Origin of the sequence: Pseudomonas sp. P7759, assembly GCF_013386445.1 — a bacterium.
GTDB classification, from domain to species: Bacteria; Pseudomonadota; Gammaproteobacteria; order Pseudomonadales; family Pseudomonadaceae; genus Aquipseudomonas; species Aquipseudomonas azotoformans_A.
In genome coordinates, this window is sequence record NZ_JACART010000009.1 from 46,627 (window position 1) to 70,270 (window position 23,644).

The window sequence follows — 23,644 nt, forward strand, 5'->3', positions numbered from 1 at the left end:
CAGGTAGACAATAAAACGGTTCACCGAATGACCAATCGCGCCCAGCTCGTCTTCGGCACGGATGGTGATGCGTCGCGTCAGGTCGGCATCGCCGGCAGACAGCGCGTCGATATTGGTTTTCAGCGACTTCATGCGCTGCACCAGTTGGCGGATCGCATACACCGCGAGTAGCACCAGCAGCAACACCATGGGGATTTGCAGCAGGGCCAGGGTGCCGAGTACGTCATCGCGTTGCGCGGTGATCAGCGAGGTGGGCAGGGCGGTGGCGAGGAACCACGGTGTGCCTGCGATCGGGCGCATATAGAAGGTGCTGGCCACGCCCTGGTTGTCGAATTCGCTGCGTTGCAGCGCTTGGTCTCGATTAACCAGGGCCTTGCTGACCTGGGCGGCAAACGCCGAGGTACCGGTGAGTTCGCTGATGTTTTTCAACACCACCGGGCCGCTGATCCGCGAACTGTTGCTGATGATCTTGCCATCGCCCTCGACGATCAGCATTTGGCCACCGATGTCTTTTTCTTTGCTGGCCACCAGGTCATTGAAGAAACCCAGGGTCACGTCGATGGTGGCGACGCCGTACGGCACGCCGTCGCGCTGGATTGCCATGGCGCAGTTGGTGCGTGGCTCCTGGCTGGCGTCGTCCTTATAAGCGGCCGCCCAGGCGCACTGGCCACGCGGGGAGGCCAGGCCGCCTTTGTACCAGCTCTGGTCGTAATAGTTGGGGGCGGGGTCGCTGTTCCAGAAGGTGTTGACGGCCAGTTTGCCCGAGGCATCGCGGTGCCAGAACGTGCTGTGCTTGTTGCGCCCCGGTGTGCGCTGGTTGGGCAGCGGCCAGATCCCGCCACCGAAGACTTTCAGCTCGCCATACTGGTCGACCAGGCCAGGCAGGACCTTGTCGATGGCATCGCTGTCGAGCAACGGGACGGTCTGGGTGATGCTGCGTTGCTGGGACTGAACCTTGTTCAGCTCGCCCTGGATCTGTTCTGCCACCTCGGCGATGCGGTTGAGCACCACCTGTTCTTCGGTGTGACGCAACGTGGGCGCGACCAACTGGCCGATACCCACTACGGTCAACACAAATAACACCAGGACGAACAGCACCAGGAACAGGGTATAGCGGGCTTGGATGGAGCGCAGTGGGGGCATGGGGTCGTCCTTACGAAGCGTTTATGACCGACGTGGCTTTGTTAGAGCTTCGTCGGGATATCGGCTTGGCGAGGAGGAGCTTTAGGTACGATCGTACAAGAAAAAAAGCGCCCGTTGAGGGCGCTCCTTCGCTTAGATATCCAGCATGGCCATGACCGCTTCCGGGTAACGCAGGCCGGCGGTTGCTTCGACGGGGAAGATCGCTTCCAGCGCCGCTAATTCCGCCGGGTTGAGGTGGATCGCGAGGGCGGCCACATTCTCTTCCAAGTACTTGCGCTGCTTGGTGCCAGGAATCGGAATGATGAAGCTACCTTGCGCCAACACCCAGGCCAGTGCGAGTTGCCCGGCGCTCACGCCTTTGTCGGCGGCCAGTGCTTGCACTTGCTTGACCAGTTCCAGGTTTTTGCCGAAGTTCTCCCCCTGGAAGCGCGGGCTGAACCGGCGGTAGTCATCGGCACTGAAATCATCCGGGCTTTGCAGGGCGCCGGTCAGGAACCCTCGCCCCAGCGGGCTATAAGGTACAAAGGCAATGCCTAGGCGCTGGCAGGCGGCAAGGCAGCCGTTGTGTTCTTGATCACGGCTCCACAGCGAATATTCGCTTTGCAAGGCGCTGATCGGATGCACCTTGTGGGCACGCTCCAGGGTGGCGGCGGACGCTTCGCTCAGGCCCAGGTAACGCACCTTGCCCTGTTGCACCAACTCGGCCATGGCGCCGACGGTTTCTTCGATGGCAACCTGCGGGTCGATACGATGCTGGTAATACAGGTCCAGGGTTTCCACGCCAAGGCGGTGCAGCGTGCCGTCAATCGCCTTGCGGATGTAGTCGGGGCGCCCGTTGACGCCACGCAGCGCCGGGTTGGCCGGGTCGCGCACGATGCCGAACTTGCTGGCCAGGAACACCTGGTCGCGTTTGCCGGCAATGGCTTTGCCGATCAGTGCTTCATTGCTGTGCGGGCCGTAGATGTCGGCGGTATCCAGAAAGTTGATACCGAGTTCCAGCGCGCGGTGCAGGGTCGCAGTGGCTTCCCGGGTGTCGCTGCCGGGCGTGTAGAAATCGCTCATGCCCATGCAGCCGAGGCCGATGGCGGAGACGAGTGGGCCGTTGTTACCGAGTGGACGAGTGTGCATGGGGAGAGCTCCTGGTTGGGAAGGCCTGCATTGTCACGCTCGACAAAATCGGGATAAACCGGCTAAAAGCACTAACACTATTCGGTATTTCTAAATAATCAGCTCAAGGAACCGGCGTTTGGACCGTTTCAATGCGATGCGCGTGTTCACCCGGATCGTCGAACTGCGAGGCTTTGCCAAGGCCGCCGACAGTCTGCAACTGCCCCGCGCCTCGGTGACCGTACTGATCAAGCAGTTGGAGGCGCACCTTGGCGTGCAACTGTTGCAACGTACTACACGGCAGGTCAGCCCTACATTGGATGGTGCTGCGTATTACCAGCGCTGCGTGCAATTGCTGTCGGACCTTGAGGAAACTGAAGCGGTGTTTTCCGCGAGTCGGCAGAACCCACGCGGCACGTTGAGCATTGATATGCCGTCGGGCATCGGCCGTTTTCTGGTGATACCCGCACTGCCCACGTTCACCGCACTGTATCCACAGATTGAATTGGAAATCGGCTTGAATGACCGGCCGGTTGACCTGATCCGTGAAGGCGTCGATTGTGTGCTGCGCGGTGGCCTCGCGCTGGATGATTCGCTGGTGGCGCGGCCGCTGGCGATGATGGATCAAATCACCCTGGCCAGCCCCGCTTACCTTGAGCGTATGGGGGTACCCGAAACGCTCGACGACTTGGCCCACCATCAGATGGTCGAATACGTCTCGGCCGCCAGCGGCAAACGGTTTGGCTTGGAGTTTCTACTCGCCTCCCAGTTGCGTACGCTCAACCTGCCAAAGGTGGTCGCGGTCAACAGCGCCGACGGCTACTTCTGCGCTTGCGAAGCGGGCTATGGGTTGATCCAGGCGCCGTACTATCACGCCAGGCAGCGACTGGCCCAAGGCACGCTGGTGGAAGTGCTGCCCCGGTTTGGCGTGCCGTCCATGGCCTTGACGGCGCTGTATCCTCCGCACCGCCAACTGTCCCAGCGCGTACGCGTGTTTGTGGACTGGCTGGTCGAACTCTGCGCCGCTCCCGGCACCGGTTTGCGCCGCTAAGCCTGTGCCTTGCGATAGGCCCCAGGTTGTTGCCCCGTCACCTTGTGAAACGCCCGGGTAAACGCCGCCACCGACTGATAACCCACGGCCAGCGCAACATCCGCCACCGTCTGGTCCTGCTTGAACAACTGGCAGGCATGGCGCATGCGCATCATCAGCAGCACCTGGCCCGGTGACTGTCCACACAGTTCATTGAACCGTTTGAAAAACGCCGAACGCGACAACCCGGTGCAGGCGGCCATGCTTTCCAGGGTCCAGGCATCGGCCGGGTGCGCGATCAACTGTTCCAGCAAACCGGCAAACGCCGGCTGCCGACCCAGTGCCGCCAGGCCGCCCAGTTCGCTGTTGTCCAGCACCTGTTGGCGCAGTACATACAGAAACAGCAGGTGGCAAAGCCGTTCAAGCAAGGCCGAAGAGGGCGCAGGCAAGCGTTGGCATTCTTGCAGGATCAGTTCGAACAGGTTGCGCGCGGCCGTCAGCGAGGGATCGCCCGCCCGCAGGATGATCCACGCGGGCAGGGTGTCGACGATCATCGCCGACAGACCGGACTGGAAGTGAAAGAACCCACACACCAGGCCGACGCCATCGTGGGCGGCGCTGTCCAGGGGCACCATGGGCACGCGCGGGCATTCCTGCGCACCCACCGCCGTGGGCTCGCCAGAGAGGCGATATTCCAGGTCGCGCAGCAGGAACACCGCATCGCCGTTGTCCAGCCGATGGGCCGTGGCGTCACCGTCGATATGCAGCCAGCACTGGCCCTGCACGATCAGGTGGAAACTCGCGCTCGCCATGCCATGGGTGCTCGCATGCCAGTCGCCGCAATAACGACCCACATGGAACAGGCTGGTGTCGAGTTCGAGGCTGTCTAATAACCAATCGACAAGTGCACTGGACGAATTCATCTAATGGAAAGACTCAAGAGCAAGTAATCGCTACTTTAGACTATTGAGGCGATTTTTTATAACCAACAGACTGGATACACGAACTCATCAGGAGACTCCTCCATGTCCCGTCTACCCCTGCTCACCCCTGAAACCGCGCCGGAAGCGGCCAAGCCTTTGCTGGAAAACGCGCTGAAAGGCTCGGGTTTCATTCCCAATCTGCTCGCGGTGCTGGCCAATGCGCCCGCCGCGTTGGAAACCTACATCAAGGTTTCCGCTTTGAACGCCAAATCTGAACTGGGCCTGGCCGACCGCGAAGTGGTGCAACTGATTGCCGCCACCACTCACGGTTGCGATTTCTGCGTGGCCGGCCACACCGCCGTCGCGCGTAACAAAGCCAAGCTGCCGGAAAGCGTCATCGAAGCCCTGCGTCAGCGTGGCGAGCTGCCCGATGCCCGTTATGAAACCCTGGCGGCCTTCACCCGTGAAGTGATCGCCACCCGGGGTGATGTGAGCGATGCGGGCTATGACGCATTCCGCGCCGCCGGTTACACCGAAGGCCAGGCCCTGGAGGTGATTCTGGGCGTCAGCCTGGCAACCTTGTGCAACTTCGCTAACGTGTTTGCTCGTACTCCACTGAACCCGGAGCTGGCGCAATACCGTTGGGAAAAGCCCGCAAGTTGAAGTTGGCCCACCTGCTGTAAAGGAGAAACAGGAATGCTTGACCCCATCTTGAGCCGTTGGCTCGACATCCAGGCGCAAGCCTTGGACGTGGGCAGTTGCGATCCACAGGAAGTGCTGCCACGGCTGGCAGAGGCCAACGTATTACGCATCGGCGTGCCGACTCACCTGGGCGGCCTGGGCGGTGATGTGGCGGGCGCCGTAGAGGCCATCGCCAACGTTGCCAGCCATTCCCTGGCGGCGGCCTTCGTGTGCTGGGGCCAGCGCTCGTTTATCGAGTATCTGCTGCAGAGTCCCAATGCGCGGCTGCGTGAACAGCTGCTGCCCGATTTGCTTGGCGGCAAGCTGGCGGGGGCGACGGGGCTGTCCAACGCGATGAAGTTCTTGTCGGGCATCGAGGCGCTGCAGATCAGCGCCGAACCGTCCAACGACGGCTGGACCCTCAACGGCCGCCTGCACTGGGTGACCAACCTGCGCAGGAACGGTTTCGTGGCGGCGGCGGCCATTGAGCAGGCGGGCGGTGGTGCGCCGTTTATCCTGGCGATTCCGGACTCGGTGGCGGGTTTGCAGCGTTCTCGCGACCTGGAATTGCTCGGCTTGCAGTCAAGCAATACGGCGGCCCTGGATCTGGAACGCGTGGAGCTGAGTCGCGACTGGCTGCTGCACGAAGACGCGCGCACATTCCTGCCGGCGGTGCGCCCGGCGTTCCTGGGCTTGCAGTGCGGGATGTCCATCGGGTTGGCGCGTCGTTCCCTGGCGGAAGTCGCCAACCACCTGGGCGCGACCCGCACGGTGCTGCGCGAAGAGTTGGAAACCCTGCGCGTGACCCTGGATCATTTGGTCAACGACTTGAAAAGTGGCCTGTTGGCAGGGCGTTTTGCCGCCGAACCGGTGCCGTTGTTCAAGCTGCGCATCGCCCTGGCGGAGACCGCCGCCAGCGCCGTGCAGCTGGAGTTGCAGGCCAGCGGCGGCAAGGCTTATCTCACCGCCCACGGCAGTGGTTTTGCACGGCGTTGGCGTGAATCGGCGTTTGTGCCGATCGTGACACCAAGCCTGGTGCAATTGCGTACCGAACTGCAGCGTCAGGCCAACCTATGACAGCGGCCGTATTGAGTGCCCAGGGGATTTGCCTGGGCTATACCAGCGGGCTGGTGTTGCAGCACTTCGACCTGCACTTGCAACCCGGTGAAGTGGTGTCGATCCTTGGCCCCAGCGGCGTGGGAAAGTCCAGCCTGTTGCGCGTCCTCGCCGGTTTGCAGGCACCGCAGGGCGGCAGTGTGCGCGTGCTGGGCGAGCCCTTGAACGGTCCTCATCCACGCGTGGCGGTAGCCTTCCAGGACCCGAGCCTGTTGCCCTGGCTGAGCCTGGAAAAGAACGTTGCCTTCGGCCTGGATTTCGCCCGGCAACCCCATCTGAGCGCTGACGAGCGCCGCCAGCGCGTCGACCATGCCATCGCCGCCGTCGGCCTGGAGCATGCGCGGCAGCACTTCCCGGCGCAGTTGTCCGGCGGCATGGCCCAGCGCACCGCGTTGGCCCGCTGCCTGGCGCGCCAGCCCCAGGTGCTGCTGCTGGATGAACCCTTCGGCGCCCTGGACGAAGTGACCCGCGCCGACATGCAGCACCTGTTGCTCAAGGTCAACCGCGAGCAAGGTTCGGCGGCGGTGCTGATCACCCATGACATTGACGAAGCGCTGCTGCTGTCCGACCGCATCCTGCTACTGGGGAATCGCCCGGCGCGGACGTTGGGCGAATGGCTGATCGACCTGCCGCAACCCCGCGAAGAACAGGTGGAAGCCATCGGCGCGCTGCGTATCGAGATCCTTAAAACCCTACGGCAGGCGAGCCGCCCTCAATCCAACCCCCTTGATCTGCTGGAGCCTGCCCATGTGCCTGGATGACCTGACCCATTCGCGCCGCGACTTTCTCAAACTTTCCGCCGTACTCAGCGCCGCCGGTGCCTTGCCGCTGCTGAGCAGTTTGCAAGCCCGCGCCGCCAGCGAGCCGGATGCGCCGGTACGCATCGGCTACCTGCCGATCACCGACGCCACGCCACTGCTGGTGGCGCACAACAATGGCCTGTTCGAAGCCGAAGGCATCAAGGCCGAACGCCCGGTGCTGCTGCGCAGTTGGGCGCAGGTGATCGAAGCGTTTATCTCAGGGCAGGTCAATGTGATTCACCTGCTATCGCCGATGACCGTGTGGGCACGTTATGGCAGTAAGGTGCCGGCCAAGGTGGTGGCGTGGAACCATGTGGGCGGCTCCGGCCTGACCGTGGCGCCGGGCATCACCGATGTGAAGCAACTGGGCGGCAAATCAGTGGCGATTCCGTTCTGGTACTCGATTCATAACGTGGTGGTGCAGCAACTGTTCCGCGACAACGGCCTCACGCCGGTGGCACGGGCGGCGGGCAGTGCGATTGCGGCCGATGAGGTCAACCTGATCGTGTTGCCGCCTTCGGACATGCCACCGGCCCTGGCCAGCCAGCGCATCGACGGTTATATCGTCGCCGAGCCGTTCAATGCCCTGGCGGAAAACCTCAAGGTCGGCCGCGTGCAGCGCTTTACCGGCGACGTGTGGCGCAACCACGCGTGCTGCGTGGTGTTCATGCACGAACACGACCTGGCCAACCGCCCGGAGTGGTCGCAGAAGGTGGTGAACGCCATCGTCAAGGCGCAAGTCTGGACCCGCGACAACCGCGAAGAGGCAGTGAAATTGCTGTCCAAGGACGGCCCGAATCGCTACACCCCGCATGCCGAGCCGGTATTGAGCAAGGTGCTGGCACCGGCCGCCGCCGACCGAGCCGCCTACCTGGCAGACGGTGCGATCCAGCACGGGAATTGGGATGAGCACCGCATCGACTTCCAGCCGTATCCATTCCCCAGCTACACCGAGGAACTGGTGCGTCGCCTGAAAGACACCTTGATCGAGGGTGACAAGAAATTCCTCGCTGACCTCGACCCGGCGTTCGTCGCCAAAGACTTGGTGGATGACCGCTTCGTGCGCAACGCCATCGAGGCCGTGGGCGGCATGAAGACCTTTGGCTTGCCGGACGGCTATGCGCGGCATGAGGAGATCGGCGTTTGAACAACCGTGAAATCCCGGGCTGGTTGCTTGGGTTGAGTGGCTTGGCGGGGTTGCTGTTGCTCTGGTGGCTGGGGGTGAAGGTGTTTGGCGCGACGGATGGGTTGTCTGCGCGTTTTTCCCTGGCCGCCACCTTCAGTAGCTTGTGGGAGTTGCTGGGGCGCGGTGAGCTGTATCTGCATATTGCGGTGAGCCTGAAGCGCATCTTTGTCGGGTTGTTCCTGGCCTTGTTGGTCGGCGTTCCGTTGGGGTTGCTGGTGGGCCGTTCGCGCACGCTGGAAGCGGCGACCACGCCGGCCTTTCAGTTCCTGCGCATGATCTCGCCGCTGTCGTGGATGCCCATTGTGGTGATGCTGATGGGGGTAGGCGACCAGCCAATCTATTTCCTGCTGGCATTTGCCGCCGTGTGGCCGATCATGCTCAACACCGCTGCCGGCGTGCGCCAGTTGGACCCGCGCTGGTTGCAGTTGAGCAGCAGCCTGAGTGCGACGCGCTGGGAGACCTTGCGCCGGGTGATCATTCCCGGCGTAGTCGGGCATGTGCTGACCGGCGTGCGTTTGGCCATCGGCATTTTGTGGATCGTGCTGGTGCCGTGCGAAATGCTCGGGGTCAGTGCCGGGCTGGGCTATTACATTCTCGACACCCGTGATCGGCTGGCCTATTCGGAGCTGATGGCGATGGTGTTGCTGATCGGGTTGCTGGGCTTTGCGCTGGATGCCTTGGCGCGCTGGCTGCACCAGCGTTGGGTGCACGCCGGCTGATTGGTCGAGCCAAAGTTTTTCATCGCCTGTAACATGAGCGCCTGTCGGACCTGTTCGCCCTTGCGCGCAGGGCAGGTTCGACGCTTTATTTTTCAGGTTCGGGAACCCGTCATGACACAAAAGCAACGTTTGAAATATTCGATTCTGATTGCCCTGGCCGTACTGGCGACGATGTTTGGCCTGTCCTACTTGCAGAACACCGGGGTTATCAGTGAGAAGACGTTCCAGACCATCGCCATTGCCGTCGCAGTGGTCGTGGTGGTGATCAACGGCATCATGCGCCGCAAGGTCAAGCTCTAAGGCCGATCAGGCGCGACCTTCGAGCACCTTGGCAGCCTCTTCATGGAGGCTGTAGCTTTTATCTGCATTGAGGGTGATCACGCCCTCGCTGCACAGGCGCTTGAGCACCTCGCGCACGCTGAGAAACGACAACGGAATGCCCAGCTCCAGCAGATGGCTGTGCACACCGCGTACCCCGAGGGTGCGCTGGTTGTCGGCGGCAGTGAGCAGGGCGTCGATGACCTTCAGCCGGATCAGGCTGGTGCGCAAGCCAAAACACTTGAGCAGGTGGCGGATACGCTGGTTGCCTTGCTGTTCGGGCGTTTTGCCGAACGCTTGTGCGCCGTTGCCGAAACTGGCCTCGGCAGCCGGTGAATGTCCATCCGTGGGCACTTGCGGGTTGTACATGCAAAAACTCCTTATCAGAGCCTGATCAGGAAAAAAATGAGCGCTCTTGGTTAATAAGACGAACGAGCGAGCAAAATCATGAAGTGCCGGATGTAGAAATTTTGTCGGTATCGGTTTTGTCACATCCGCGCCGCCTTAAATAAACGTGCCGTCGCGTTAAATTATTCCTGGTGGTTTGCGTTCTTACGGTGGGGTTATTACCCCTTGTGAGGCGGTTAAATCTGACGGTGGAGTTTGCGTGATTATTTCCAATGGGTTGTCCAGGGTAGGTGTGGCGGGTGTGTTGCTGGGGTTGAGCCTGGCCGCCTCGGCGCGGGAACCGGTGACGCAAGCGTCGGCGGATATCCGGCGCACCAGTTACGGCGTACCGCACATCCGCGCCAACGATGAGCGTGGCCTGGGCTTTGGCATCGGCTACGCCTACGCCCAGGACAACCTGTGCCTGCTGGCCAATGAAGTGGTCACAGTGAATGGCGAGCGCGCCAAGTTCTTCGGCCCCGAGCAGGCGACCCTGGAAGAACGCAACAACCTGGCCAGTGATGTGTTTTTCACGTGGCTGAATACGCCGGAGTCGGTCGCCGCGTTCTGGAAGGCGCAAAGCCCGCAGATCCAGCAACGTATCCAAGGTTATGTGGCCGGCTACAACCGTTACCTGAAAGAGCAGGGCGCTCCGGCGCAGTGCCAGGCGGCGTGGGTGCGGCCATTGGTGGCTGAAGACTTGGTCAAGTTGACTCGTAGGTTATTGGTCGAAGGCGGTGTCGGCCAATTCGCTGAAGCCTTGGTGGGTGCGACGCCGCCCCAAGCCACGGCCAGTGTACCGACCGACTCGAAAGCTTTTGAACTGGCCGCCGCCAATCAGCAGCGCTTCGCCTTCGATCGCGGCAGTAACGCCGTGGCGGTCGGCCGTGACCGCTCCTTCAACGGACGCGGCATGCTGCTGGCCAACCCGCACTTCCCGTGGGTGGGCGGCATGCGTTTTTATGAGATGCACCTGACCATCCCTGGTCAGTTGGATGTGATGGGCGCGGCGCTGCCGGGCCTGCCAGTGATCAACATCGGTTTCAACCAGCATGTGGCGTGGACCCACACCGTGGACACGTCCAAGCACTTCACCCTGTACCGCCTGACCCTCGACCCGAAGGATTCCACGCGCTACCTGCTCGATGGCAAATCCGTCGCCCTGGATAAAACCACGGTGACGGTGCAAGTCAAACAAGCCGATGGCAGCCTCAAGGGCCAGTCGCACACCGTCTATAGCTCGCAATTCGGCCCGGTGGTGCAATGGCCGGGCAAGCTCGACTGGGACAACCGCTACGCCTTCAGCCTGCGTGACGCCAACCTGGGCAACGACCGTGTGCTGCAACAGTGGTACGCGATGAACCGCGCGGGCAGCCTCGATCAACTGAAAACCTCGGTGCACACCCTGCAAGGTATCCCGTGGGTCAACACCCTGGCCGCCGATGACCAAGGCCAGAGCCTGTACATGAACCAGTCGGTGGTGCCCAACGTCAGCGCGGCCAAACTCGCGCAATGCAGCGACCCCCGCGCCGGCCTGCAGATGATCATGCTCGACGGCGCCCACAGCGCCTGCGCCTGGGACATTGACCCGCGCGCAGCCCAGTCCGGCATTTTTCCGGCCGAGCAACTGCCGCAACTGCAACGCACCGACTACGTGCAGCACTCCAACGACTCGGCCTGGCTGGCCAACCCCAAGGCGCCGCTCACCGGCTTCTCCCCAGTGATCAGCCAGGACCATATCGGCCTCGGCCCGCGCGCGCGTTTCGCCTTGCAACGCCTGCAATCCCTGGATAAACCGATCGGTGTCACCGACCTGCAAAACATGGTGATGGACAACGAGGTGTACCTGGCGGGCCAAGTCATGCCCGACCTGCTCGCATTCTGCGCCAAACACCTCGGCGCCGACGCCACTGCGCTGCAGCCCCTGTGCACCGACTTGAAAAACTGGGACCAGCGCGCCAACCTCGACAGCGGCATCGGCCTGGTGCATTTCATCAACCTGGTGCAACACCTGCAGCAAATCCCTGACGCCTGGCGCGTCGCCTTCGACCCGGCCCAGCCGCTCACCACGCCACGCGGCCTGGCCATCGAACGCGCGGACGTCGCCAAAGCCCTGCGCGACGCCATGCTGGCGTCCACCGCCGACGTCGCCAAACTCGGCCTCACCGCCAACAGCACCTGGGGTGACCTCCAAGTCTCCGGCCAAACCCCGATCCACGGCGGCCCGCAAGAGCTGGGAATCTACAACGCCATGCAAACCGTGCCCCGCGCTGACGGCAAGCGCGAAGTCGTGAGCGGCACCAGCTACCTGCAAATCGTCACCTTCGACGACCAGGGGCCCCATGCCCAAGGCGTACTCGCGTTCTCCGAGTCCAGCAACCCAGCGTCCAGACACGCCAAGGACCAGACCCAAGCCTTCGCCCAGAAAAAACTCAGCCCGCTGCCCTTCACCGAAGCGCAAATCAAGGCCGACCCGCAGTACCAACAGCTCCACATCAAGGAGTAGGGCAGCCCCGCAACCCCTTGATGCCAATACGAAATATTTTTGAAATCAAGGGGTTGCACGCTTTGGCAAATACGTACATAATGGCGCCCATCGAACGCAATGAAGCATTAAAAACTTCAATGTATTCAATGAGTTAGAGTAGAGGCAGGGTTTTATAGCCCACTCAAGTTTTTACGCGGTGAGTGTCAGCAGTCAGGACATTGATCGTTTGAGGCCGAGTAGCAAAATGGTTATGCAGCGGATTGCAAATCCGCCTACGCCGGTTCGATTCCGACCTCGGCCTCCACTCTTAGAAACCCCGTAGATTAACGTCTACGGGGTTTTTTATTGGCTTCGAAAAAGTTTTGGAAGTCTGGTGCGTTAGGAGTTGACTCTGAAACGCCTTGCCATTGCGCTAGGCTTTCTGCCGTTCGTCAAGTACATCGCACTCGCTGACCACTGCCTGATCCCATGTTTAAGCGCCGATATCCCGAGCGTAAGAACGGAGAGCCAGCATGGAAATCAATGAAAATGCCCCTGGGAATATTTCTCAGCAGGATGTAACCCGCGGCACCGACAATGAGACAGGGCACGATCCGAAGCGCGATGAGGAGAGTGTTCCGTTGCCGCCGGACGATGACGCGCCTCTTGAAGAGGACATGTCGGATGTAGACGCTGCTGATTCAGTGGCGAGCGAGCATCCCGACAACTGAACATTTGTAATTCCATGAGCCCGACCGCTGCGTCGGGCTTATAGGACCTGAGACCTGACGATCCTCTGGTCTTTGACCTCACCTGCATACGCCCGTAACTTCTCCTGCTGCGCCGCCAGCAACGCGCAAATCTTCATCAATGCCACCGCCTCATCCGGCGTCCTGCCGCTGGCCGCCAACGTAGTCAGCTCCACCACCGACCACCCAATCACCGCCGCCGCATCTTCCAGGTCGTAGAACAATTCCTGCTGCGCCGTCCTGGGCCCGTCGAGGCCTTTTATCAACTCATCCATTTAGGCTCCTCGCCGCTTGAGTTCAAGCCCCATCACATCCATTCCAATTTCAGCCAGGTCCGTCTTGAACGGGATTTCTCCAATGTGCTTGAACCCAAACGCCTCGTAAAACCTTCGTGCATCGTGATTGGACTTGAGCACCGTCAGCCACAGCGAGCGCTCACCACGCTCTACAGCCTGGTCGCAAATGAACTGCATAAATCGCTTGCCATACCCGCGCCCGGCGGCGGATTTGAGAAAGTAGATCTTGCGCAGTTCTGCGCCAACTTCACCTGTTATGGGCGCCGGCGCCGACCAGTTGACCTTTGCCAGGCCGACGACTTGCGCGTCGTCAGCTGACGCGAGTAGCCATAGAGGGTTGTCGGATGTTTCGAGTGATTGGCGCAAGGCGTCGTGGGAAAAGTCCCGATCCAGGAACGCCTGCAATCCGCCGGGCGACCAGATCTGCGCAAAGTGTTCTCGATAGGTGGTACAGCCGACTTCGCGCAGGGCTTCAAGGTCGGCTGGGGTCGCTTGATGAATACGGAGCATGGTTCCCTCGTGTCTAGCGGCGCTGTGGAAAGAAGTGTGTCACAACGTCCAGCCCAGCCCCAATGCCTTGTGCAACGAAGCAAAATCCTTGAGTAGTTCCGCGTCCCCTGAGATCCGACTTTCCTGGGCCTGGTAGCGCGTGCGCTCTGCATCCAGCCAATCCAGGGTGCTGGCTGTGCCGGCTCGATAACGCTGGCGGGTCAGGTCTGCCGCACGCACGGCCGAGGCTTCCACACTGCGCAGCAGCACCACGTGCTGGCGCTGGTGACCGTATCGAGCCAGGGCGACATCGGCATCACGCAGTGCACTCAACACCACACTTTTGTACTGCGCGAGCGCTTCGTCGTGACCGGCTTCGGCGCCTTTGACGCTGGCGGAAACGCGACCGAAGTCCAGGGCGTTCCAGCTCAGGCGCGGCAGGATCAACCAACTGCCGTTGGCCTTGCGGGCGAGGTGGCCGGGGTCGCCGGCGGAGAATGACAGGTCACCCATCAGGCTGAGCTTGGGAAACCAGTCGGCGGTTTTCTCGCCAATCTGGGCGTTGCTGGAGGCCAGTTTGCGTTCGGCCACGCGGATGTCGGGACGGGCCTTGAGGAGGGCGGCGGGGTCTGCCACGGGCACCGCGCCGGGAATGGCGGGCAGGGCCTGGGCGGTGGCGAGGCGGCCGTCCAGTTCGCCGGGTTCCAGGCCGCAGAGCAAGTCGAGCTGGTCCAGGGATTCAACGATGGCAGCTTGCAACGGCAGGCGTTGGGCCTGGGTGTTTTCTGCCTGGGTGAGGACTTGTTCGAGTTGCAGTTGGGAGGCCACGCCGCGACTGCGACGCTGCTGGGTCAGGTCGAGGGCCTGGTTTTCGATGTCGACGCTGGCTTCAACCAAAGCTAATCGTGCTTGCTGGTCGCGCAGGTCGGTGTAGGCCTGGACCACTTCGGCCGACAGTTGCACCTGGGCGTCGGCCAGTTGGGCTTGGGCCGCGTCGGCTTCCGCTTGCGCCGCTTCGACTGCGCGGCGGGTGCCGCCGAACAGGTCGGCTTCCCAGCTGGCATCGAAGCCGGCGAGGTAGAGCGTCAACGGGCCACGGCCGCCGCCACCGCTGCCGCCCAATGCGGAGGTGTCGGGTGAGCGCAGTTTCAACATCGCGGCGTCGCCGGTGACCTTGGGCAGGGCGTCGGCGCGGGCACCGCTGAGGCTGGCGCGGGATTGCTTCAAGCGCGCCTGGGCGGTGGCGATGTCGGGGCTGTTCTTCAGCGCCATGTCGACTAATTCATCGAGCTGCGCGTCATCCAGCGTTCGCCACCACTGCGCTACCGCCGGCGCGTGGGGCGCTTGGCGGTCGGCGTGGGGCAGGCGCCCGGCGGCCAGGGTTTTCGGCGCCGCATCCGGCGCGCCTGGGTAATCCGGTCCCACAGTGCAGGCGGACAGCAGGCCAACGGTCAGGAGCAGGGGAAGGGAGCGAGCAATCATGGCTGTACCGTGCGCTTTTTGAGGATGAAGATCAGGGGCAGGCACGCCAGCATGGCAAGCCCCAGTACGTAGAAGGCGTCGTTGTAGGCCATGACCGAGGCTTGTCGCGCGATGTCGTTGGCCAACTGGGCCATCGCTTGCAACGGGGCGCTGGAGGCATCGCCGGTTTGCGCCAGGTAGCTGGCGGTGTTGCTGGCCATGTGGTCCTGGGCGAGTTGGCTGTTGGCCAGGATCCCTTCACGCAGCCTGTCGTCATGGAAGTGGCTGCGCCGGTCCATCAATACCCCGAGCAACGCCAGGCCGATGGTGCCGCCTAGGTTGCGGGACATGTTGTAGAGCCCGGCTGCGTCACCCGCGTCCTTGGTCTCGACCGAACGCATGGACAATTGGCTGAGGGGCATCATCACCAGGATCTGCCCGAAGCCGCGCAGCAACTGCGACCAGATGAAGTCATGCCCGACGCTGTCGGCGGTCAACTGGGTGTCGACGAAACAACTGGCCCAATACAGCAACAGGCCGGCGCCGACCATCCAACGCAAGTCATAGCGGCCGAGCATCCTCGGCAGGATCGGCATCAGCAGGAATGCAGGAATGCCTGACAGCAACATGATCGAGCCGGACTGTTGCGCGTTGTAACCGGACAGAATGCCGAGGAACTGCGGCACCAGGTACGCCGTGCCATACAGCCCCGCGCCCACGGCCGTACCAATCAGCAGCACACTGCCAAAGCTTTTGTTGAGCACCAGTGGCAGGCGCAGGATCGGCATACTCGACCGGAATTGCCCCACGGCGATCAGGAAAAATCCGGTCACCGTGGCGATGCTCAGCCACACGATCAGCAACGAGTCGAACCAGTGCTCACGCTGGCCTTCTTCAAGCACCACGGTGAGCGAACTCAAGCCCATCGCCAGGCCGAGAATACCCAGCCAGTCCGCGGTGATAAAACGCTGCAGGTTCATGCGCTCACTGGGCAACCCGGTGATCAGCAGGGTGATCAGGGCGATGCTGATGGGCAGGTTGAGAAAGAAGCACCAGCGCCAATTGATGTTTTCCGTCAACCAGCCGCCGATCACAGGGCCGAGCAAGGGACCGAGGATCACCGTCATGCCGAACATCGTCGTGCCGATGGCCATTTGGTGTGGCGGCAGGCGGGTGCGCACGATGGTCTGCGCGGTGGGGATCATCGCGCCACCGGCAAAACCCTGGCCGATGCGCCCGGCGATCATCGCGCCGAGGCTGGTGGACAGGCCGCAGAACATCGAAAACAGGGTGAACATCAGCGCCGTGCCGATCAGGAATCGGCGCAGGCCGAACACCCGTGTCAGCCAGGCGGTGAGGGGGATCATGACGATTTCCGACATCAGGTAGCCGGTGGCGATCCAGGTGCCTTCGGTGCCGGTGGCGCCGATCTGGCCCTGGATCTGCGGCAAGGCCGAGTTGGTGATCGACACGTCGAGAGTGGCGAGCAAGGCGCCCAATGCCCCGGCGGCGACGGCGATCCAGTCGGTCAGCGAGGCGTTGCGCGGTTTCTCGGCCGCCACCGCGGGCATGATCGCCTCAGCCATGGTTGGCGTCCGCGCCGTGGGTGCGCGTGTCGACTTCCACGGTGGCCGACAAGCCGGGCATCAGCGCGGCGCGCAGGTCGTCCGGCACGTCCAGAGCAATGCGCACCGGCACGCGTTGTACGATCTTGGTGAAGTTACCGGTGGCGTTCGACGGTGGCAGCAAGGAGAACTGCGCGCCGGTGCCGGGGGCCAGGCTATCGATGTGGCCTTGCAGGTCGCGGCCGGGCAGGGCGTCCACGTGCACGGTAACCGTCTGGCCGGGGCGCATGGCGCCGATCTGGGTTTCCTTATAGTTGGCGGTCAGGTAGATCGCGCTGATCGGCACCACGGTCAGCAGACGCGTACCGGGCTGTACGTACTGGCCCACACGCACGCCACGGTCGGCCACGCGACCGTCAAGCGGGCTGCGGATCACGGCGTCGTCTACGTCCAGTTGGCTTTGCGCTTCGCTGGCCTTGGCCACGCCCAGTTGCGCCTGGGCTTGCTTGAGCTGGGCCTGCAGCGTGCCGTAGCGAGTCTGGCTGGAGCGCAGCGCCGCCTGTTTGGCTGCCACGGTGCTGCGGGCTTGGGCCAGTTGGTTGTTCAATTGGGCCAGGCGCTCTTCGGGCTCTGCACCGGAGCGGGCCAGCGGTGCGTAACGGGCCACTTCGGTCTGGGCGTGTCGCGCATCGGCTTCGGCGCCCTGCAACTGGGCGCGGGCTTCGGCGATGGTCGAGTCCTGTTGCACCAGATCGGCCTGGGCTTTGGCGAAGTCGGCATTGCGTGCGGCGATAGTGGCCGACGCTTCGTCACTCACCGCCTGGTATTTGCGCGCATCCAGGCGTACCAGCACATCGCCGCGCTTGACGTTCTGGTTGTCGCTCACCAGCACCTCGGCCACGTAGCCGTTGATCTTGGGCGCCACGCTGATGCTGTCGGCTTGCAAGTAGGCGTCGTCAGTGGTCTCGATAAAACGCCCGGTGATCCACCACCAGGCGGCCCACGAAACACCCACCAGCACAGCAACGCCGGCCAGTGAGAGCAGGATGCGACGCGCTTTACCGCGTTGACCGTTGACGGTTTCAGGCATGACCTGAGGGGAGGGAGGTGCAGCCGACATCGAGGTCACTCCAGATTTATAACAGATGGAATAAATTCCTTTTTTCGCGAATTTTTGTCAACTGGTATATTTTGGTCCGGTATTCGAATGGAGTTGCACATGGCACGACATAAACCGGCTGCCGAGGGTGGCTACCAGCGCGGCGAAGAAACCCGGGCACGTATCATCGAGGCGGCGGTCGGGGTGTTTGGCGAGCGTGGCTACGATGGCGCGTCGACCCGCGATATCGCCACCGCCGCCGGCGTCAACGCCCCCGCGATCCAGTACTACTTCGATGGCAAGGAAGGCGTGTACCTGGCGTGTGTCGAACACTTGATCACGCTGTTGTGGGGCAAGATGTCGCCGTCCGTGGAGGCTGCAGAAAGCGTGCTGGCGGACTCCGATTCAGGTGACAACGCGCTGATCGATGCCTCTTTGGGCATTTTGGGTACGGTGGTTTCGACCATCCAGGACAGCCCGCAAACCACGGTCTGGCGTGCATTCATGGATCGCCACCAGGCCGGGTTGTGCCCGCCCAGCGCGACACGGGCGTTCGATGAGCATTTCAAGGCGCGCATCGGCCGAGTGATTCGGTTGCTGATCGCGCGCCTGTCCGGCTTTGCGGTAGAGGATGAACGCACAGTGATCCATTCCATGGCGCTGTTCACCCAAGGACTCGCATTTCGCGTGCAAAAGCCCAAGTTGCTGGCGGCGTTGAACTGGACTGAGGTGAATCAGAAGGAAATGGAGCTGGTGCGCCAGGTGGTGCTGACCCAGGCGCGGTTTACGCTGGAGGGGCTGGCACGGCAGCGGGATCAGACCACGAAGTAGCGCTCGTTCACGGCGATTCGTTCAGCGTCTCGCGAATAAAATCAGCAATCTTTGGGTTGGACAACCGGGCAATCAGGACCCCTTGGCTGACAACGCCCAGTTGCACAAAACCTCGCTTGGCAGTTTTTACAAAGACGGGGCTGCCCGAGTCGCCGCTGTCCGGTATCAAACCGTCAGCCCCGATACAAAAGGTGTTCTGCAGGTTCACGGTCGGCGCGAGTGACGAGCATTGGGTGTCCGGCATTCTGGGCAATCGTGCGCGTTGCAGGTGGTCCGGGCGTACATCTGGCGCCGGGCTGCGCGCCGTGTTGCCCCAGCCGAGGACTGTCGGACGCTTGATACGCTCCTCAAGCGTTTCCTCGCGCATCACGATAGCGATGGGCTGAATGCCGGTGATGGCGCGGTCAAGTTTGAGGAGTGCGACATCGAGGGTCAACGAGCGGAGGAATTCAGGATGGAGGGCAATGCGTTTTACACCCACTGTCTGCCCTTGCAAGGTATTGCTCAGTTGGGTGCGACCCAGGATCACTTCTACCTCTGACGGCTGGGTGTTTACCAGGCAGTGGGCAGCGGTCAGCACCCAGTCAGGCGCGACCAGCGCAGCGCCGCAACCATGGCGCTCAAGCGGCGTCGCGCCGGACGCCTTGAATTGCAGCGTCGCCATAAACGGATAGCGGCCATCCGTCGCATCGGCGCCGCCTACAACTGCCGCTGCGAACATCGGGAACATCAGAATGGCGATGGCCCAAATGCCGCGCAGGAAACGGTCCATCAGTGTTAACGCAAGGCAACGGCTTCGGTTGAGCATGGCGACTTCCATGGGTGGTTGTGAAGTGCCCAAGTAGCGCATAGGCGTAGAGGCGCGCGAAATCAGAAGAGACCGAGAAAGTTGAGTGATCTTTCGCAATGCGCTTGGAGTGATGTCGCGGCGCCTTGTGAATTGTTGTGAAGCACGGATTACTGGCCCATTGCCCATGCTAACGTCCGCTTCGGGCTGTCGTCAGCACGACGATTGCATTCGTTCCACCAGGGGAGCAGCGCCGATGTCTACTACCGTAACGCCCGCCGGCAGCGGGGCAAATACACCTAAAGCATCACCTTCGGTGTTCGACGACAAGTTGAACATTGCCAAGTCCAGCAAGGTCATTGCCGACTACATGCGCCAGACCGGCAAGTCGGCCATCACCAAGCAGGAACTGACCCAATTGGCCAACAATGCCTCTGGCAAAGTGCCGGCCGAGGTCTCTGATGCGGCCAAGTACATGGAGCGTCACCCCGATGTGTTCACCGCCATTGAAACCCACGACGTACCCGGCGCCGATAACCTCTCGGGCGTGTGGAACTTCGACTGGGCGGCCAATGGCGGGCTGAAAGGCACCGCCACCGATGCCATTGCCAAGATGCAGGATACGTTTGATTTTGCGATTGCCAAATCGGCGCAAATCACTGAAATCAGCACCGGCAAAAAAGCCGAACTGGATTCGACCAAGCAGCGCCCGCAAAACTGACGACGCCTTGTACCGCGGGGCTTACAAACCCTACCATCAGGTTACACGATAGCCGTGACGCACTTGAGTTGGCGCTGTCTTACCCTGCGAGAAGTCAATCTCGTCAAGTAAGAGAGTGTGGTCATGAAGTTGAGTTATCTAACCAAGGCAGCGGTGGTTATCGCGCTGTTGTCGACCCTGTCAGGCTGCTGGATGTTCATGCCACCGGGAGGTGGTGGTGGCGGTGGTCACGGTGGCGGGCATGGTCAGGGCGGTGGGCCAGGCGGCGGCCCGCGCTAACGGGCAGATGTGAGAGGCAAGCCATGCGCAATGGCTTGCCTCTTTTTTTGCCCGTGACAAATGCCAGGCAAAGAAAAGCCCGCGTGGGGAGCGCGGGCTAAAAAGGATGTTCATTAGGAGCTGTAGTTACCCTAGGCGCTCGTCTGTGAAAGCTTTGTGAAAATCGTGGCAAAAAAGTGTATGCCTCAATCGCACCTTGGCTGTACGGGGCAGGGCGGCGCATTACCTTCTACTGTCGCTGGCATACCTCTGCGTTTGGATGCCGCATCATGTTCATGTCTACCAGCCTGTTATCAGCCTTCGTGCTGTTCGCCTTCGTGTCCTCGATCACGCCAGGACCCAATAACACCATGTTGCTCGCTTCGGGCGTGAACTTCGGGTTCCGCCGGTCGATGCCCCATGCGCTGGGGATCAGCATCGGCTTCATGCTGCTGGTGATTTCAGTGGGACTGGGGCTGGGCGAGGTGTTCAAGGTGTTTCCGTGGGCCTATACGGTGCTGCGCTACGTGGGCGCAGCCTATTTGTTGTACCTGGCGTGGAAGATTGCGACGGCGGGTGGCATGTCCGACAGCCCTGATGAGCAGGGCAAGCCCATGACCTTCCTCGGCGCGGCGGCGTTCCAGTGGGTGAACCCCAAGGCCTGGATCATGGCGCTGGGGGCAATCACCACCTACACGCCGGCCGAAGGTTACGTCACCAATGTGCTGGTGATTGCGTTGGTGTTCGCGGTGGTCAACCTGCCCAGCGTCTGTGTGTGGGTCGGATGCGGCAGCGGCTTGCGCAATGTGTTGCGTGAGCCGCGCTGGTTGCGGCTGTTCAACGGGTCGATGGCGGCGTTGCTGGTGCTGTCGTTGTACCCGATGCTGTTCGCCGGCTGACTGTCAGACTGGCGAGATGGTCGCCAGCAGGCCGATGCCGATGGTCAATACCAAAAAGCCGAACAGGAAAAGTGCCATCTTGGTCATAAGGCCTCCAGAGGGAAGGGAGTAGGGATGGCGCTATTGTCCGCCCAGGCGGCGTTTCGATACAGACGCAGATAGCAAAGAAAAAACCGTATCAGATGCGACTGACCCTGTTTAGCCGGGGGCTTTGCTCGCTTGTGGTTATTTCAAGATCAGGGCCTGAGACAGCCGACGCATTTGCCCCTAAGATGGCGCCCATTGCATCAACAATAAGAGTGGGCCAACCCTCGATGGAAAGACGTCAATTCAGCGGCGGCATGAAAGGCAAGAACCTGCGCTACCTCAACGAAACCTCGCAGCCGGCGGCGGTCACCCGCGTCGGCTTCCTGTTGCTCGAACACTTTTCCCTGCCCGCATTCACCCAGACTCTCGACACGTTCGTTACCGCCAATCTGCTGCGTCCCGATCTGTTTGCCGCGCGCACGTTCGGCTGTGACGATGGCGAAGTCATCAGCGACCTTGGCCTGGTGATCCGCCCGGATGCACGCTTGGACGTGGCAGCGCTGCAAGACCTGGAACTGCTGGTGATCTGCGGCGGCTTTCGCACGGAACTCAAGGCCAGCGAAGACTTCATCCACCTGCTGCGCACCGCCGCCGAACAGGGTATCAGCCTCGCCGGCCTGTGGAACGGCGCCTGGTTCCTGGGCCGTGCGGGGCTGTTGCAAGGCTATAGGTGCGCAATCCACCCGGAACATCGCCCGGCGCTGGCAGAAGTGTCCAAGGCCACCCACGTCACCAGCGAACCCTACGTCATCGACCGCGACCGCCTGACGGCCTCAAGTCCGTCCGGTGCCTTCCACATGGCGCTGGACTGGATCAAGGGCCTGCATGACAAGGCACTGGTCGAAGGGATCGAAGACATCCTGGCCTTTGAAGAGTCGCGCTATCGGCGCATCAAACCCACCGAAAACGTCAGCGTCAGCGCGCCCCTGCGTGAAGTGGTGAAGCTGATGGACGCCAACCTCGAAGAGCCCCTGGAGCTGGACCAGCTCGCCGTCTACGCCGGCCGTTCCCGGCGCCAGTTGGAGCGCTTGTTCAAGGAACAACTGGGCACCACGCCGCAGCGTTACTACATGGAGCTGCGCGTGACCGAAGCGCGGCGGTTGTTGCAGCACACCGAGCTTTCACAGGTGGAGGTGCTGGTGGCGTGTGGGTTTGTGTCGCCGAGCCATTTCAGCAAGTGCTACAGCTCGTATTTCGGCTATCGGCCCTCGAAGGAGAAGCGCTTGGTCAAGTAAAACCCGCCGCTTGTTGTGGTGAGCAGGGCAAGCCTGCTCACTACAAGGGATCTCAGAATCGGTCCAGGCGATAAGGCGTCAGTAACTGCGCTTGATCCTTCGCCAACGCCCCAACCCACTCCGCCGTCACCGCCGCCTGCGTCAACCCCAAATGCTGATGCCCAAACGCGAGCATCACCTTCCCATCACAAACCCGGTCAATCACGGGCAGTGAATCCGGCAACGACGGCCGGAACCCCATCCACGGCGTTGCACCTTCTGCACTCAGGTCCTCGCGAAACAACCCCTTGCTCAACCGATGCAACTGCCAGGCGCGCTCCATATTCGCCGGGCGATCGAGGCCGGCGAATTCCACCGTGCCGGCCAGGCGCAGGCCATCGGTCATGGGGGTCATGATGAATTTTCGTTCCAGGGAAGTGACGGCAAACGGCAGACGATGGTGTTCATGGGGCAGCATCAGGTGGTAGCCGCGCTCCGTGTCCAGCGGGACTTTCTTGCCGGTCAGGGCTGCGGTCAGTTTGGCCGAGTGGGCGCCGCAGGCGATCAGCACCTGGCGCGCGGACAGCGGTCCCTGGTCAGTGGTGAGTGACACGCCCTGTGCGTCGACGCGGCCATCCAGCACGTGGCGTTTAAGAAACTGCACGCCGCTGGCCTTGGCCGCACATACCAGTTCGCAGACCACGTGGTAGGGATCCAGGAAGTGCCCGGTGCCGGGAAAAAACAGCCCGCCCTGAATGTTGTCGCTCAACTGCGGTGCAGCCTGGCGTATGGCATCGCCGGACCAGAACGCCACCGGCACCTGCTGCTGTTGCATGCGCTGCTGCAAGGCATTGAGCGCTTCCCGTGATTCCGTACGCTCAAATACCAGCAGCGAACCATCCTCACGTAACAACTCCGGCTGCCCGATGCTGTGCAGCAGGCGCTGCCACGCACCCAGGCTACCTTCATTGAGCGTACGGATACCCGCGACCGTGCGCTGATAACTCGCCGGGCGCAGGTTCAGCAGCAAACGCGCGAACCAGGGTAGGGCGTGCGGCAGGTATTTCCAATCCAGGCGCAGCGGGCCCATGGGGTCCAGCAGCATGCCGGGCAAGCGCTTGAGGATCGACAGGTCGGCAATGGGGAACACCTGTTCGGTCGCCAAGTGCCCGGCGTTGCCATAGGACGCGCCCATGCCGGGTTCCTGCGGGTCGACTACCCGCACTTGCTGGCCCTGACGCGCCAGTTGCAGCGCGCAGGCGACGCCGATAATGCCGGCGCCGACCACGACGATATCCGCATCGGACATGG

The 23,644-nt window shown here is 61.9% G+C and carries 24 protein-coding genes, 1 tRNA gene and 1 pseudogene; 15 read left to right on the top strand and 11 right to left on the bottom strand.

Translation table 11 applies throughout. The features are described 5' to 3' along the window. Positions 1-9 precede the first annotated feature (9 nt). A pseudogene (locus HX823_RS32300) lies at positions 10-1,143 on the bottom strand (cache domain-containing protein); the annotation flags it as partial. 132 nt (positions 1,144-1,275) lie between these two features. Then, positions 1,276-2,271: an aldo/keto reductase gene (locus HX823_RS11870; protein ID WP_177074963.1), complete on the bottom strand. Its 996-nt coding sequence runs from the start codon at positions 2,269-2,271 to the stop codon at positions 1,276-1,278. A gap of 118 nt (positions 2,272-2,389) precedes the next feature. On the opposite strand from HX823_RS11870, the gene HX823_RS11875 reads away from it, so the two are divergent. Then, positions 2,390-3,301 (top strand): LysR family transcriptional regulator, encoded by a 912-nt coding sequence (locus HX823_RS11875; protein WP_033903029.1) that lies wholly within the window; start codon positions 2,390-2,392, stop codon positions 3,299-3,301. Here HX823_RS11875 and HX823_RS11880 read toward each other — a convergent pair. After that, positions 3,298-4,203 carry an AraC family transcriptional regulator gene (locus tag HX823_RS11880; protein WP_177074964.1) on the bottom strand — a complete coding sequence of 302 codons (906 nt, stop codon included), beginning with the start codon at positions 4,201-4,203 and terminating at the stop codon, positions 3,298-3,300. The two genes, HX823_RS11875 and HX823_RS11880, sit on opposite strands and share 4 nt — an antisense overlap. A gap of 102 nt (positions 4,204-4,305) precedes the next feature. Here HX823_RS11880 and HX823_RS11885 point away from each other — a divergent pair, with 102 nt between their 5' ends. The 6 genes from HX823_RS11885 to HX823_RS11910 all read left to right on the top strand — a co-directional run bounded on the left by HX823_RS11885 (position 4,306) and on the right by HX823_RS11910 (position 9,005). Further along, positions 4,306-4,866: a carboxymuconolactone decarboxylase family protein gene (locus HX823_RS11885; protein ID WP_177074965.1), complete on the top strand. Its 561-nt coding sequence runs from the start codon at positions 4,306-4,308 to the stop codon at positions 4,864-4,866. Between the two features lie 33 nt (positions 4,867-4,899). Then, positions 4,900-5,961, top strand: coding sequence for an acyl-CoA dehydrogenase family protein (locus HX823_RS11890; protein WP_038844595.1), 1,062 nt, complete (start codon positions 4,900-4,902; stop codon positions 5,959-5,961). After that, positions 5,958-6,761, top strand: a complete 804-nt coding sequence (locus HX823_RS11895; RefSeq protein WP_177074966.1) for an ABC transporter ATP-binding protein — start codon at positions 5,958-5,960, stop codon at positions 6,759-6,761. The genes HX823_RS11890 and HX823_RS11895 overlap by 4 nt, the downstream gene beginning before the upstream one ends. After that, positions 6,748-7,947 (top strand): ABC transporter substrate-binding protein, encoded by a 1,200-nt coding sequence (locus tag HX823_RS11900; RefSeq protein ID WP_177074967.1) that lies wholly within the window; start codon positions 6,748-6,750, stop codon positions 7,945-7,947. The genes HX823_RS11895 and HX823_RS11900 overlap by 14 nt, the downstream gene beginning before the upstream one ends. 11 nt (positions 7,948-7,958) lie before the next feature. Then, a complete protein-coding gene (locus HX823_RS11905) occupies positions 7,959-8,705 on the top strand; it encodes an ABC transporter permease (RefSeq protein WP_371317959.1) in 747 nt (248 codons plus the stop codon). 111 nt (positions 8,706-8,816) lie between these two features. Beyond that, a complete protein-coding gene (locus HX823_RS11910; protein ID WP_010210250.1) occupies positions 8,817-9,005 on the top strand; it encodes a hypothetical protein in 189 nt (62 codons plus the stop codon). A 6-nt stretch (positions 9,006-9,011) separates the two neighbouring features. Here the strand turns inward: HX823_RS11910 and HX823_RS11915 are convergent, their stop codons facing one another. Further along, the gene (locus HX823_RS11915; RefSeq protein WP_033903021.1) at positions 9,012-9,392 is read right to left on the bottom strand and encodes a fe2+ zn2+ uptake regulation protein; all 381 of its coding nucleotides are present in this window, start codon (positions 9,390-9,392) and stop codon (positions 9,012-9,014) included. A 238-nt stretch (positions 9,393-9,630) separates the two neighbouring features. Here HX823_RS11915 and HX823_RS11920 point away from each other — a divergent pair, with 238 nt between their 5' ends. From HX823_RS11920 to HX823_RS11930, 3 genes are all read left to right on the top strand, one after another. After that, positions 9,631-11,916, top strand: coding sequence for an acylase (locus HX823_RS11920; protein WP_177074968.1), 2,286 nt, complete (start codon positions 9,631-9,633; stop codon positions 11,914-11,916). A 212-nt stretch (positions 11,917-12,128) separates the two neighbouring features. Continuing rightward, positions 12,129-12,202 (top strand) — tRNA-Cys (locus HX823_RS11925). A gap of 208 nt (positions 12,203-12,410) precedes the next feature. Then, a complete protein-coding gene (locus tag HX823_RS11930; RefSeq protein WP_038844587.1) occupies positions 12,411-12,608 on the top strand; it encodes a hypothetical protein in 198 nt (65 codons plus the stop codon). A 38-nt stretch (positions 12,609-12,646) separates the two neighbouring features. Here HX823_RS11930 and HX823_RS11935 read toward each other — a convergent pair whose 3' ends face one another. Genes HX823_RS11935 through HX823_RS11955 form a run of 5 tightly spaced genes read right to left on the bottom strand, consistent with a single transcriptional unit; the run spans position 12,647 to position 17,557 of the window. Next, positions 12,647-12,901 (bottom strand): hypothetical protein, encoded by a 255-nt coding sequence (locus HX823_RS11935; protein WP_177074969.1) that lies wholly within the window; start codon positions 12,899-12,901, stop codon positions 12,647-12,649. After that, on the bottom strand, positions 12,902-13,432 hold the full coding sequence (locus HX823_RS11940) for a GNAT family N-acetyltransferase (protein WP_177074970.1): 531 nt from the start codon (positions 13,430-13,432) through the stop codon (positions 12,902-12,904). It abuts the gene before it with no gap. A 39-nt stretch (positions 13,433-13,471) separates the two neighbouring features. Next, entirely contained in the window at positions 13,472-14,893 is a 1,422-nt protein-coding gene (locus tag HX823_RS11945) for an efflux transporter outer membrane subunit (RefSeq protein WP_177074971.1), read from the bottom strand. After that, positions 14,890-16,458 (bottom strand): DHA2 family efflux MFS transporter permease subunit, encoded by a 1,569-nt coding sequence (locus HX823_RS11950; protein ID WP_177074972.1) that lies wholly within the window; start codon positions 16,456-16,458, stop codon positions 14,890-14,892. Before HX823_RS11950 ends, HX823_RS11945 begins: the two co-directional genes overlap by 4 nt. Continuing rightward, on the bottom strand, positions 16,451-17,557 hold the full coding sequence (locus HX823_RS11955) for an HlyD family secretion protein (protein WP_177074973.1): 1,107 nt from the start codon (positions 17,555-17,557) through the stop codon (positions 16,451-16,453). Before HX823_RS11955 ends, HX823_RS11950 begins: the two co-directional genes overlap by 8 nt. Positions 17,558-17,656: 99 nt before the next feature. On the opposite strand from HX823_RS11955, the gene HX823_RS11960 reads away from it, so the two are divergent. Continuing rightward, the gene (locus HX823_RS11960; protein ID WP_177074974.1) at positions 17,657-18,367 is read left to right on the top strand and encodes a CerR family C-terminal domain-containing protein; all 711 of its coding nucleotides are present in this window, start codon (positions 17,657-17,659) and stop codon (positions 18,365-18,367) included. A 7-nt stretch (positions 18,368-18,374) separates the two neighbouring features. On the opposite strand, the gene HX823_RS11965 is transcribed toward HX823_RS11960, so the two are convergent. Next, positions 18,375-19,175 carry a trypsin-like serine protease gene (locus HX823_RS11965; RefSeq protein WP_177074975.1) on the bottom strand — a complete coding sequence of 267 codons (801 nt, stop codon included), beginning with the start codon at positions 19,173-19,175 and terminating at the stop codon, positions 18,375-18,377. 235 nt (positions 19,176-19,410) lie between these two features. Here HX823_RS11965 and HX823_RS11970 point away from each other — a divergent pair, with 235 nt between their 5' ends. From HX823_RS11970 to HX823_RS11985, 4 genes are all read left to right on the top strand, one after another. Further along, entirely contained in the window at positions 19,411-19,875 is a 465-nt protein-coding gene (locus tag HX823_RS11970; protein WP_033903010.1) for a hypothetical protein, read from the top strand. A 123-nt stretch (positions 19,876-19,998) separates the two neighbouring features. After that, positions 19,999-20,154, top strand: a complete 156-nt coding sequence (locus HX823_RS11975) for a hypothetical protein (RefSeq protein ID WP_177074976.1) — start codon at positions 19,999-20,001, stop codon at positions 20,152-20,154. Positions 20,155-20,423: 269 nt separating this feature from the next. Further along, complete coding sequence (locus HX823_RS11980; protein WP_038844575.1) at positions 20,424-21,032, top strand: LysE family translocator; 609 nt, start codon at positions 20,424-20,426, stop codon at positions 21,030-21,032. Positions 21,033-21,346: 314 nt separating this feature from the next. Further along, positions 21,347-22,354: a GlxA family transcriptional regulator gene (locus HX823_RS11985; protein ID WP_038844572.1), complete on the top strand. Its 1,008-nt coding sequence runs from the start codon at positions 21,347-21,349 to the stop codon at positions 22,352-22,354. A 52-nt stretch (positions 22,355-22,406) separates the two neighbouring features. Here the strand turns inward: HX823_RS11985 and HX823_RS11990 are convergent, their stop codons facing one another. Continuing rightward, complete coding sequence (locus HX823_RS11990; protein ID WP_177074977.1) at positions 22,407-23,642, bottom strand: FAD-binding oxidoreductase; 1,236 nt, start codon at positions 23,640-23,642, stop codon at positions 22,407-22,409. Positions 23,643-23,644: the final 2 nt, after the last annotated feature.

Coding starts and splice junctions, on each gene's coding strand:
- HX823_RS11915 (WP_033903021.1), bottom strand. CDS start 9,392: ATGTACAACCCGCAAGTGCCCACGGATGGACATTCACCGGCTGCCGAG.
- HX823_RS11895 (WP_177074966.1), top strand. CDS start 5,958: ATGACAGCGGCCGTATTGAGTGCCCAGGGGATTTGCCTGGGCTATACC.
- HX823_RS11950 (WP_177074972.1), bottom strand. CDS start 16,458: ATGGCTGAGGCGATCATGCCCGCGGTGGCGGCCGAGAAACCGCGCAAC.
- HX823_RS11955 (WP_177074973.1), bottom strand. CDS start 17,557: ATGTCGGCTGCACCTCCCTCCCCTCAGGTCATGCCTGAAACCGTCAAC.
- HX823_RS11985 (WP_038844572.1), top strand. CDS start 21,347: ATGGAAAGACGTCAATTCAGCGGCGGCATGAAAGGCAAGAACCTGCGC.
- HX823_RS11975 (WP_177074976.1), top strand. CDS start 19,999: ATGAAGTTGAGTTATCTAACCAAGGCAGCGGTGGTTATCGCGCTGTTG.
- HX823_RS11940 (WP_177074970.1), bottom strand. CDS start 13,432: ATGCTCCGTATTCATCAAGCGACCCCAGCCGACCTTGAAGCCCTGCGC.
- HX823_RS11930 (WP_038844587.1), top strand. CDS start 12,411: ATGGAAATCAATGAAAATGCCCCTGGGAATATTTCTCAGCAGGATGTA.
- HX823_RS11990 (WP_177074977.1), bottom strand. CDS start 23,642: ATGTCCGATGCGGATATCGTCGTGGTCGGCGCCGGCATTATCGGCGTC.
- HX823_RS11870 (WP_177074963.1), bottom strand. CDS start 2,271: ATGCACACTCGTCCACTCGGTAACAACGGCCCACTCGTCTCCGCCATC.
- HX823_RS11980 (WP_038844575.1), top strand. CDS start 20,424: ATGTTCATGTCTACCAGCCTGTTATCAGCCTTCGTGCTGTTCGCCTTC.
- HX823_RS11885 (WP_177074965.1), top strand. CDS start 4,306: ATGTCCCGTCTACCCCTGCTCACCCCTGAAACCGCGCCGGAAGCGGCC.
- HX823_RS11970 (WP_033903010.1), top strand. CDS start 19,411: ATGTCTACTACCGTAACGCCCGCCGGCAGCGGGGCAAATACACCTAAA.
- HX823_RS11945 (WP_177074971.1), bottom strand. CDS start 14,893: ATGATTGCTCGCTCCCTTCCCCTGCTCCTGACCGTTGGCCTGCTGTCC.
- HX823_RS11965 (WP_177074975.1), bottom strand. CDS start 19,175: ATGCTCAACCGAAGCCGTTGCCTTGCGTTAACACTGATGGACCGTTTC.
- HX823_RS11890 (WP_038844595.1), top strand. CDS start 4,900: ATGCTTGACCCCATCTTGAGCCGTTGGCTCGACATCCAGGCGCAAGCC.
- HX823_RS11880 (WP_177074964.1), bottom strand. CDS start 4,203: ATGAATTCGTCCAGTGCACTTGTCGATTGGTTATTAGACAGCCTCGAA.
- HX823_RS11935 (WP_177074969.1), bottom strand. CDS start 12,901: ATGGATGAGTTGATAAAAGGCCTCGACGGGCCCAGGACGGCGCAGCAG.
- HX823_RS11960 (WP_177074974.1), top strand. CDS start 17,657: ATGGCACGACATAAACCGGCTGCCGAGGGTGGCTACCAGCGCGGCGAA.
- HX823_RS11900 (WP_177074967.1), top strand. CDS start 6,748: ATGTGCCTGGATGACCTGACCCATTCGCGCCGCGACTTTCTCAAACTT.
- HX823_RS11910 (WP_010210250.1), top strand. CDS start 8,817: ATGACACAAAAGCAACGTTTGAAATATTCGATTCTGATTGCCCTGGCC.